Raw genomic sequence first — 1,999 nt, 5'->3', positions numbered from 1 at the left:
GCCCTCGCGCTCGTGCAAAACATCAAGCCGTAGACAGAAAACTCCCTCACCAACTCAAGCAAGTGCTTGAGTCACAAGGGAATCTCGTTCTTCGCTTCAGGGAACTTCAGATTAGACGCTTCCGTATTGTTTGACTTCAATCAGAGTACGCTTAAGCACGAAGCCAAAGAAATGCTAAGCAAGACAATCTTGCAAATCGAGCGGTTCTCTGCCACAAAGATATTGATCGGAGGGCACACAGATAATGTTGGCCCTCCAGATTACAACATGACCCTCTCCGAATCCCGCGCAGCTGCTGTAGAGGCTTTCTTCAAGTCAAGTGGGAGGCTAGCCAGTATATCAATGGAGACTAAAGGCTATGGAAAATTGCGCCCAATATCAAGCAATCAAACAGAAGAGGGACGCAAGAAGAATCGGCGGGTAGAAATAGTTATAACACCTTAAACACTGAGCTCCTGCTGCGAATGCAGAAAAGATGGATTTGCGCAAATGGCGTGGCGTGAGGTAATGGAATGGACGCCCCCACCTAACAGCCGAGCGGCGACATTGGATGTGCCACAGTTGAAGCGTTACTCAACCGCCTGAACCCTTGAAGGAGCGTCCGTCATGAAGATCGCGACAGTTGGTATCGATTTGGCAAAGAACGTGCTGCAAGTCCACGGCGTGAACGAGAGCGGGAAGGCCGTGCTCAAGAGGCAGCTAAAGCGCAATCAGGTCCTCGAGTTCTTCGCCAATATGGAGCAGTGCCTGATTGGCATGGAAGCCTGCGGCAGTGCTCACCACTGGGCGCGCCAACTGCAGGCGCTGGGCCACACGGTTCGACTCATGGCTCCACAGTTTGTCAAACCCTACGTGAAGACGAACAAGAACGATGCGGCCGATGCCGAGGCGATCTGCGAGGCGGTCACACGGCCCAACATGAGATTCGTGCCGATCAAGAATGCCGAGCAACAGGCCGTGCTTGCGCTGCACCGCGCACGACAAGGATTCGTGAAGGCACGTACTGCGCAAGGCAACCAGATCCGCGGCCTGCTGGGTGAATTTGGTTTGGTCGTGCCGAACGGTCTTGGCAACCTTGCGCGGCAGGTGCCGGAGTTGATCGAAGATGCCTCCAACGAGTTGCCTGGCTCATTCCGATTGCTCGTGCAGCGCTTGCTTGAACAATTGAAGGACCTCCACCGTGAAGCCGCCGAAATCGAGGTACAGATCATTGCCTGGCATCGGAATCACCAGATCAGCAGCAAACTGGCCAAGGTCCCGGGCATCGGACCCATCACTGCCAGCGCGTTGGTTGCGACTGTGGGCGATGCGAAGAACTTCGACAACGCACGGCAGCTCTCGGCCTGGTTAGGCCTGGTACCCCGACAGCATTCCAGCGGCGGCAAGAACGTTCTGCTGGGCATCAGCAAGCGCGGAGATACTCACCTGCGCACATTGCTGATTCACGGTGCACGCGCCGTCATCAATGCCGCTCAGCGAAAGAAGAATCAAATCGATGGGTGGATCGGCGGCCTGCTCGCACGGCGAAACAAAAACGTGGCCACCGTCGCGTTGGCCAACAAGAACGCGCGCATCGTGTGGGCACTGCTCAGGCACGACCGTAGGTTCCAAATCGACTATAGGCCCGCCACGTTGAACGCGTAGTTCAGGCGAGGTCGACCGAATTCGAAGATCCGAGGAACGCAAGGAGATTTACGACACCGATTGCTTCAGGCGATCATGAAGTGATGGCAAGAATGGTCAGGCCGTGAACCGGTAGAGCCCGCTTACTACGCAGCGCCTATGAGCGCGTTGAGGTGTTGGGGATCCGTAGAAGAAAGCGAATCTGACACTCCTGCGCAGGTAAATGTGTCACTGCGCCTCTTCGGGACTGCCCTGCCGGCCGCAGCGCCGCATCCAGCCTCGCACGGCGCGGTCCGCGAAGCAAATTTGCCTCACTGGCGTCGGTCGGCGTGGCTGCGAAGGAAATGTGTCACCGATATCCCGCAGCCACAGCGCC

2 protein-coding genes are annotated in these 1,999 nt (G+C 56.4%); both read left to right on the top strand.

Annotated elements, in window-relative coordinates:
• Nucleotides 1-66 precede the first annotated feature (66 nt).
• On the top strand, nucleotides 67-444 hold the full coding sequence (locus QTI66_RS39875) for an OmpA family protein (RefSeq protein WP_353506301.1): 378 nt from the start codon (nucleotides 67-69) through the stop codon (nucleotides 442-444).
• A gap of 162 nt (nucleotides 445-606) precedes the next feature.
• Complete coding sequence (locus QTI66_RS39400) at nucleotides 607-1,644, top strand: IS110 family RNA-guided transposase (RefSeq protein WP_286565816.1); 1,038 nt, start codon at nucleotides 607-609, stop codon at nucleotides 1,642-1,644.
• Nucleotides 1,645-1,999: the final 355 nt, after the last annotated feature.

The sequence above is a fragment of the Variovorax brevis genome, assembly GCF_030317105.1.
Lineage (GTDB): Bacteria > Pseudomonadota > Gammaproteobacteria > Burkholderiales > Burkholderiaceae_C > Variovorax > Variovorax brevis.
This window is presented reverse-complemented; position numbering and strand designations above follow the sequence as displayed.